The organism is candidate division WOR-3 bacterium (assembly GCA_016926475.1).
GTDB lineage: Bacteria > SDB-A > SDB-A > SDB-A > SDB-A > JAFGIG01.
Genome location: JAFGON010000030.1, coordinates 1 through 8,459, shown reverse-complemented (window position 1 = coordinate 8,459; position 8,459 = coordinate 1). Strand labels below are relative to the sequence as shown.

Genomic DNA, 8,459 nt, shown 5'->3' with positions numbered 1-8,459 from the left:
TTTTCACCTATCTCGGTTTCTAAATCAGATCTCTTCCTTTCCAGCTCTCCTACAACTTCTTCGGCTTCTGAACGGCTCTTCTCAAGAGTTTTCAAATTTTCGCCGTATTTTGAAATATTGTTTTGAGCATCCTGCTTTTCATTTTCGAGAATATCGATTTCTTTTTTCAACTCAGAGTATTTTATTCTTTCCTTTTCGACCGCATCTTCAAGTTCAGCGATTTGAGATTCATAATCCTGAAGAGACTTTTTGTATTGACCTTCTTTTTCCCTGTGCTCTTTTTCCGATAAACTTATTTCCTGGAGCAAGTTTTCGAAAATGATTTCCGATTTTTCGGTTTCCTTTTTGTTTAATTCGATTTTCTGTAATAAATTCTTAATTTCTTCTTCAGCCGCAGTCTTCAAAAAAAATAAATCTTTATATGAATTTTCCAATTCTTCATTTATCCGGGTTTGCGAGCTGATGCTTTCGCTCAAGTTTTCTTTTTCCTGGGCAAGGTCATTTATTTTCGACTCCAACTCAGTGAGTTCATCTTTTTTCAGCGATATTTCAGATTCAATTCTGTCCTTCTCCGATTTTTTGATGGTCAATTCGTTTTCCAAATAGTCGTTTTCCATAGAAATAGAACTGGTTTCCATTTGAATTTTTTCGTACTCAGCTTCGAGTTCGGCTATTTTGTTTTCATGCTGTTCGTTAAAATTTTTAAGTTCAGCTAAGCGTTCGGTCAGATCAGAAATTTCTTGAACTGAAATTTTCTTTTTTTGATCGAGAGCTGTAATCTCGTTTTTGACTATGTCAATGTCGATCATAACTCTCTCTCTCTGCTGGGTTATTCCATCCAATTCCATTTGATTGTCTTCTAAGACCTTACGGCTCTTTTCTATCCGGTCTGCTATTTCGCTCAGGGTTGATTCATTCTTGGAAATCTCCTCATAGGTTTTGCGGATTTTTTCCTGTTTCTCGTTTTTTTCTCTGTCCAAGGATTCAAGTTGAGCGGAAATTTGCATTACTTTCAGCGATAAAGCCTCAATGTGCTTTTCAATTTCGTATAAATTAGCGCGCTCTTCTTCTTTTTGTTTTCTGACGTCTTTTAGATCTGCCTGAAGCGCTTTAAGTTCATTTTCTTCCGAATTGATTTTTCCGTTTAATTCTTTGATATCGTCTTCGAGAGATTCTTTTTCATTTTGGAGTTTTTCAATTTCCTCTGAAAGTCTCTGGGTTTCCCTAAAATTTTCTTGTGCCGAATCCTTGAATTCTTGCAGTTTTTTCAACTTTTCAGACAAAGAAGCTTCCATCTTTTCCCACTCATCAACTTCGGCGAGCAGTTGATCTCTTTTTTCAGTCAAATCAATGATTTCTTTCTCAAGGTTGTTCTTTTTTTGTTCTATTAAATGTTCTTGTTGAGCCTGATCAAAACCCTGGATCAGGCTTGATGACATTTCGTCGGCTATTTCGTCAAATTTTTCAGGATTTACTTGACCTTCTCCTGAATCATTCATTCATCTTCTCCCTTGGATGGCAGGTTTTTATAACTTCTTTCAAGGTATCCCTGTCAAGTTCGGTGTAGATTTCAGTCGTGCTAATAGAAGAATGACCGAGTAATTCTTGAACTGCTCTCAGGTCTGCTCCTCCTTTTAAAAGGTGGGTGGCAAACGAATGCCTGAGGGTGTGGGGGTGTATATCTTTGCCTATTGCAGCGGCTTTTGCGGCTCTTTTAAGGCTTATCCATATCATCTGTCTTGAAATCGACCTTCCTCTTGAACTCAGAAAAACCTTGTCGGTGTCTTTTTTTCCTTTAAGAAGTTTCGGTCTTGCAAACTCAAGATAGTTTTTCAACGCTTGTGCCGCGTAATCTCCGAAAGGTATAAGCCGCTCTTTGTTCCCCTTTCCGGTTATCCTTATCAGCTGTTCATCCCAAAGAAGTGAGTTGAAAGTCATAGAGCATATTTCAGAAACTCTCAACCCCGAAGAATAGAGCAGTTCGAAAATAGCTCTATCCCTTACTTCCTCAGGCGATTTATCACCAATAGACTTGAATATTTTCTCGATATCTTCTATGCTCAAAGGGACAGGAAGGGATCTTTTCCCTCTTGAGACAACCAGTTCCTTTACTGGATTTTGAATAATCATTTCGTTGTTTTTGAGAAAATTGAAAAAATGGTTTATTGAAGACACTTTTCTGCTCATCGAAGCTCGTTTTAAACCGGCTTGAACCAGTTTTTCGGAATAATCTATCAAATGCTCGTGTTTGACGTTTTCAGGGCATAACATCATGTCCATGCAGAAATTTGAAAGCTGTCTTATATCGTTTTTATAAGCGTTGAGGGTGTTTGGGCTGACGCCTTTTTCAAAAATCAAGAAATTGATGAAATCCTCGTTTATTTTTTCCCACTTACTTCTGATATTTTCCATATCATCTCCTGTTTTCAAACTTCCACAAAACCTTGATTTTCGTCGGCAATCAAAACCTGCAAATTCATGTTTTCAATTTTAGCTTTCAAAAATTCCATCTGCTTTAATTCGCCGTGAACAAGTATCGTTTTGTCCGCTTTGGTTTCCCTGACAAAATCTTCAAGTTCCGGTCCGTCAGCATGAGCGCTCCATTCATTGTTCGTCATCACCTCTGCTCTGACTCTGTATGTGTCTCCGAATATCTTTATCTCTTCCATCCCCTCAGCTATTCTCCTGCCGAGAGTGTGCACCGCCTGAAAGCTGACTATCAAAATAACATTTCTGGGATCTTCTATATTGTTTTTCAGATGGTGGACTATTCTCCCCCCTTCACACATTCCGCTCGCTGAGATTATTACCATCGGACCTTCTCTTCCGTTCAGCTCTTTAGACTCTTCGACAGTCCTCGTGTATTTTAATTTGCCAAAGCCGAGAGGGTCTCCGTCTTCTTTCATCAACTGCATTGTCTCTTCATCGAGTTCGTAAAAATGTTGTCTGTAAATGTCCGTTACATTAGTCGACAGAGGGCTGTCTACGTATATGGGTAAAAACGGAATCTTTTTTTCGACCGTCAACTTGTGCAGGGCGTAAACAATATCCTGGGTTCTGCCGACTGAAAATGCTGGTATTATTAACTTTCCTTTAGTCTGACATATTTTTTCTACAGCCTTAAAAATCCTCTCAATACCTTCATTATATCCTTTGTGCGTTTTGCCTCCGTAAGTGCTCTCCACGAGTAGCAAGTTTACGTGCGAGTCGTCAACTTTTTCAGGGTCTTTAAGCAGAGGAGCATTTTTTCTACCCAAGTCTCCCGAAAAAAGCATAGTCCTGCTTTTTTCCGAGATTTGGATCATAGCAGATCCTAAAATATGACCGGCTCTGAGAAACTTCGCCGTAAGTCCCGACGAGGGTTCGAAATATTCGTGAAAATTAACCGTCTGGACCAATTCAAAAACTCTTTTAACGTCTTCTTCGGTGTAGAGGGGTTCTACCTGCGGTTCTCCGGAATTTCTTTTTCTGTTCAAATACTCTGCATCCTTCAGCTGCAAGAAGGCGCTGTCCATAAGCAGCAACTCTGTCAACTCACGCGTTGCCGGAGTCATGTATATAATCTGGTCAAACCCTTTTCTGACGAAATACGGCAGAAGACCGCAATGGTCTATGTGGGCGTGTGAAATCACTACGCTGTCAACCGACGCCGGATCAATTTTCAAGTTTCGATTTAAACCTTCTGCTTCAGCTCTCTTTCCCTGATACAGACCGCAGTCGAGAACGCAGTTCCCTCCGCTGGACGATTGAACCAAATGCATGGAGCCAGTGACGGTTTTTACAGCACCCAAGGATTTAATCTTCACCTCTAACCCACCTGTTTTAATAGATATTGAAAGTAAAAATCAATTGTAATAAAATGATAATCTTTACAGATAATATGTCAACAGATTTCCCAGAAAACCATTTCCCTTTAGCTTGAATTTTGTGAAACAGCTTTTGAAATACTCCTTGATTTGGTATTTTTACAATATATGTCTTCGCAATTACAAAAAGGTTCAGAAACGAAAAACTTAATTAAAAGCGCCGGAAAATTTTCTTTTGGTGTTTTTGTAAGCCGGGTTCTCGGGCTTTCCAGAGAAATAATATACGCGATGCTTTACGGAGCAGGTAACTCCATGGACGCCTTCAGGACAGCCTATATAATACCAGGAATGGTTCTGGAATTTATTTCCGAGGGCACGATGAACGCCGCTTTTATACCTGTTTTTTCGGACATTCGGGAAAAAGAAGGCAAAAAAAAAGCTCTTCTGTTTGCCGTTAACCTTTTCAACATACTACTCATCATTTCCTCTCTTCTCTGCGGAATTGGGATAATTTTCGCACCCTACATCGTCAAAGTTTTCGCCGGAGGCTACGACCCTCAAAAGCAGGCTCTGACAGTATCTCTCGTCAGGATTCTGTTTCCTCTGCTCGTAGTATCATCTTCTACTTCCCTTTTAATGGGTTTTTTGAACTATTTCAGACACTACACCTTGACGGGGCTCGCTCCGGCTCTTTGGAACCTCATCTCTATCGTTTTAACTCTCTTGCTGTTCAAGTTGTCAGGCGCTTTTAAAACTTTGTCTCCATTTCCGCTCGCTATAGGCATATTGATCGGTTCACTCGCCCAGCTCATTGCATTGCTGCCTTCATCTTACAGGGAAGGTTTTAAAAACCGCATTTATTTAATGTTTTCGGATAGAGCAGTAAAACGTTCTTTGATGCTGTTTCTTCCAGTAGCGGTCGGTTATGTCGCGACGAGAATCAACGTAGCAATAAACCAAGCTTTTGCTACCCATCTCGGCGAAGGAGCGGTGTCACACTACTCTTTCGCCTTCAGGCTGATGACTTTCCCACTGGGCATAATCGGCGTCAGCTTAGCCACCGTGTCGCTTCCCGAAACGGCGCGTCACGCTTCTTCTAAAAGGATTGACTTAGTCCTTTCCGTTCTTCTGAAATCTCTGAGGCTGGCAATGTTTTTTTCTTTTCCGGTGTGTTTTTTAATGTGGGTTTTGAAATTCCATTTAGTCCGTATAATTTACCAGCACGGTATGTTCAGCGCTGAAAGCACTGTCGCAACTGCCGATATTCTCGGTTGGTTTCTCATAGGAATAGCCGGAGCATCGTTTGCAAAAATTCTGTCAAACACTTTTTATTCTTTGAAAGACACCAAAACACCTGTCTTTGTTAGCTTTCTGTCAAGCGCGGTGAACATCGCGCTTGTGCTGACTTTTAGAAACTCAATGAAAATAAACGGATTGGCTCTTGCTGTATCCATTTCGAGCTTATTCAACGGGTTAGCCCTTTTGATCATGTTTCATTTGAAATACGCAAAGATATCTTTGGTCAATCTCACGGAAGCTGTTTACAAAACTTTTCTTTCTTCTTTTTTACCGGCGCTTTCCCTGTACCTGATTCTTAAATCCTGGACACTGTTCAACGCTTCTTCTCAGAGTTTATTCATGTCTCTGACTGTAATATTTTCAGCCTCAGTTTTTTATTTCTTGTTTTACCTAATATTGGCAAGAGCCTTAAAGTTCAAAGTTTCAGTCACTTAGGCAATGGTCTATCTCGTTTTAGCTGTTTTCTCGAGTTCTCTTGTCACTGTATTACTCAAGTTATCTCAAAAAAACAGCACAGACGAGATGCGAGTCGCTTCTTTCAATTATCTCTCTGCATTTGCTGTCGCTTTTATTATGTTTTTTACGACAAGAAACAACCAAAGCTTCATAGCTTCCCGTGACAATTTAGGCACAGCACTTTTTATGGGGATTTTTGCAGGTGTTATCTATCTTCTCGGTTTTGTATCTATACAAAAAAGCGTGCTATACAACGGAGTGGCGACAACAGGTGCGGTTTCAAAGTTGGGAACCGTAATTCCAGTGCTTCTATCTTTTATTGTTTTCAGAGAAAAAATGAACGCTTTCAAAACAACTGGGATTTTCCTCTCGATTATATCAATTTTGATGCTCGCGATTAAAACCGAAAACAAAGAATCGAGGAGGCGATCGGCAATCCTTCTTTTCTGGGTTCTGGTTTTCGTTGGAATGGCTGAATTTTCAAACAAGATCTTTGAAAACAACTGGCATGAAAGTTTAAAAAATTTCTTCTTGACTGTCGTATTCGCAACCGCTTTTGTCTTGTCATTCTTTTTCGCAAATTTTAGAAATTTAACCAAAATCCCTAAAAGCGCATTATTCGGAATCGCGGTAGGCATTCCCAATCTTTTTTCATCTTTTTTTCTCATTTCTTCATTTAAATATTTCCCCGCCGCTGTGGCGTTTTCATTTTATTCCGTGGGAAGTATACTGATAATGAGTTTGGCCGGCTGGATTTTATTCGGGGAAGAGATGCGGAAAACTAAAATAATCTCACTTGTTTTTATTTCTGTTTCTCTAGTCTTCATGAACCTCTGAACAGTTTTCATTATCTCTTAAAGTGACGATTGTCGCCCCCCAGGAACTTGTCCAGTCGTTTGCAGTCCTGTAAGATTTTACCAGATCAATTTTGCTGAGGATTGAATGAACCCTGGCTCTGAGAACACCTTTACCTTTTCCATGTATTATTCTGATTTCAAATATGCACTTTTTTCTGCATTCTTCAATGTATTCGCGTATCAAACCTCCGATTTCTTTCTTGTCGAAGGTATGAAGGTCCAAAACACCTTCTATTGGAATCAATTCCGGTTTGTCTTCTTTATGGTTTTCGTCCATGAACATTTCGCAGAAAAAATATCTGTTAAAAGAATTCTTCTGTTGTTATCATCCCGAGAAATTCCCTTCAAAGCTCTGAAGCCGTATGGTTATCGCCAGGGTTAATTCACAATCACTTATTTTCCTACACAAAACTTATCGAACAATCCGACAATTTCTCCTGGCTTTTCGTGGATCCCCACTATCCGTCCGAGGTTTTTGCTGACGTTTTCAAGCTCAAACGCGGCAATGTCCCAAAGGTCTTCTTCGATGAAGTTTCCCGCTTTTTCGCAGCTTTTCAAAGATTCACCTATGAGAAGATAAGACCTTTCAGAAAAGTAAGCGTCTTGTTCTGAAATGTCATCTTTCTGAGGTTCCGGCCACAGTTTCTCGCTGAGAATACTTTTAAGACATTCAAGGTTTAAACCTGTTTTGGCTGACAGCTTGATTATTTCATCAGGAACTTCCACAGGCGATATGCCAAGATCGCACTTGTTTAGAGCTACAACGGTTTTTATTTTTTCGGAAAAGCTAGAAAACAACGCAAAATCATCTCTCCAATCACTTTCAGCGTTGAGAAGCATAATCACTGCGTCCGCTTCTTTGAGCTTTTCAAGAAAAATGTCCTTTCCCTGCCTTTCGATTAAATCCGATCCTTTTTCCCTTATTCCCACCCCATCGACCAGAACAACCGAACCTTTTGGCAGATATACTTCTTCCCTTATCATATCTCTCGTCGTTCCTGGTTGGTCTGAGACAACAACTCTTTTACTGCCGTAGAGCATATTAAAAAGGGTCGATTTTCCGGCGTTTGGGGGTCCGACTATGAATATCTGAGGTTTTACAAGGTCTCTTGCCGCTGAAGCGGACCAGCGTGAAACTGTCTCGATGTCTTCTTTAATTTTTCTAAAATTTTCGAGAAAAGCCGGTGAAAGTAGAGGTCTTACGTCTTCCCCAAAAGTCGATATTTCAAGCTCGGCGCGACATTCATTTAGATTTTCGATAATTTTTTTTACCTTTTCTCCAGCTTTTCCGCTCAATGCGGAGCCGGCTCTTCTCAGGGAATTTTCGTTCGAAGCCTTTATCATCGCTAGAACTCCCTCGGCCTGAGCCAGGTCCATTTTACCGTTCAGGAAAGCTCTGTAGGTGAATTCGCCTTTCTCGGCTGTCCTCAACCCTTTCTCGATGCAATTTCCTATAAGCTTTTTGACGAGATACTGGTTTCCGTGAACACTGACTTCGCATACATCTTCGCCGGTGTATGAGTTCACACCAGGATAATAGACAACTACGGCTTGATCGCTTATACCTTGATCTAACTTCAATTTGACGAGGGTTGCTTTTCTGGGAGTAAAAAATTTTCTGCCCGTCAATTGCAAAACGCATGTCAGGCTTTTTTCGCCGCTCATTCTCACTGAAGCGACGGCGCTCTCGCCATCCGGCGTAATTCTGGAGATTATCGTATCAAAAAGATTCACTTCGGTTTGGGTAAATTATTAAATCCTTAATTTCCCCTTCGCCTTCGCTTCTGCTTTCAACCCCTTCAAAATCTTTTATTATCATGTGGGCGATTCTTCTCTCGTATGAATTCAAATTCTTTATTATGTGCTCTTCCGTCAAAAGTTCAGCCTGCTTAGCTATTTCCAAAACTTTTTCCCTGAAACTTTCCTCTCGATTTCTCATGTATTCTTCGGCGTCAATTCTCACCTTTATGCCTTTGAATTCTTTCGAAATCATCTTGTTGACAAGCAAAGTCAAGGAAATCAAAACCGACCCTTCCCTTCC

Annotated in this window: 8 protein-coding genes; 2 read left to right on the top strand and 6 right to left on the bottom strand. The window is 40.4% G+C overall.

Features of this window, described 5'->3' with window-relative positions; genetic code table 11:
* From JXA84_03135 to JXA84_03125, 3 genes are all read right to left on the bottom strand, one after another.
* On the bottom strand, positions 1 to 1,499 hold a 1,499-nt coding region (locus JXA84_03135), incomplete at its 3' end, for a hypothetical protein (protein MBN1150198.1).
* Entirely contained in the window at positions 1,492 to 2,412 is a 921-nt protein-coding gene (gene xerD, locus JXA84_03130; protein ID MBN1150197.1) for a site-specific tyrosine recombinase XerD, read from the bottom strand. The genes xerD and JXA84_03135, both read right to left, overlap by 8 nt.
* Before the next feature lie 14 nt (positions 2,413 to 2,426).
* Complete coding sequence (locus JXA84_03125) at positions 2,427 to 3,806, bottom strand: MBL fold metallo-hydrolase (GenBank protein MBN1150196.1); 1,380 nt, start codon at positions 3,804 to 3,806, stop codon at positions 2,427 to 2,429.
* 168 nt (positions 3,807 to 3,974) lie between these two features.
* On the opposite strand from JXA84_03125, the gene murJ reads away from it, so the two are divergent.
* Positions 3,975 to 5,540 (top strand): murein biosynthesis integral membrane protein MurJ, encoded by a 1,566-nt coding sequence (gene murJ, locus JXA84_03120; GenBank protein MBN1150195.1) that lies wholly within the window; start codon positions 3,975 to 3,977, stop codon positions 5,538 to 5,540.
* Positions 5,541 to 5,543: 3 nt separating this feature from the next.
* A complete protein-coding gene (locus tag JXA84_03115; protein ID MBN1150194.1) occupies positions 5,544 to 6,398 on the top strand; it encodes an EamA family transporter in 855 nt (284 codons plus the stop codon).
* On the opposite strand, the gene JXA84_03110 is transcribed toward JXA84_03115, so the two are convergent.
* The 3 genes from JXA84_03110 to JXA84_03100 all read right to left on the bottom strand — a co-directional run.
* Positions 6,378 to 6,695: a Smr/MutS family protein gene (locus JXA84_03110; GenBank protein MBN1150193.1), complete on the bottom strand. Its 318-nt coding sequence runs from the start codon at positions 6,693 to 6,695 to the stop codon at positions 6,378 to 6,380. The two genes, JXA84_03115 and JXA84_03110, sit on opposite strands and share 21 nt — an antisense overlap.
* A gap of 116 nt (positions 6,696 to 6,811) precedes the next feature.
* Entirely contained in the window at positions 6,812 to 8,152 is a 1,341-nt protein-coding gene (locus JXA84_03105) for a 50S ribosome-binding GTPase (protein MBN1150192.1), read from the bottom strand.
* A partial coding sequence (locus tag JXA84_03100) for a hypothetical protein (protein MBN1150191.1) occupies positions 8,139 to 8,459 on the bottom strand: 321 nt, incomplete at its 5' end. The genes JXA84_03100 and JXA84_03105, both read right to left, overlap by 14 nt.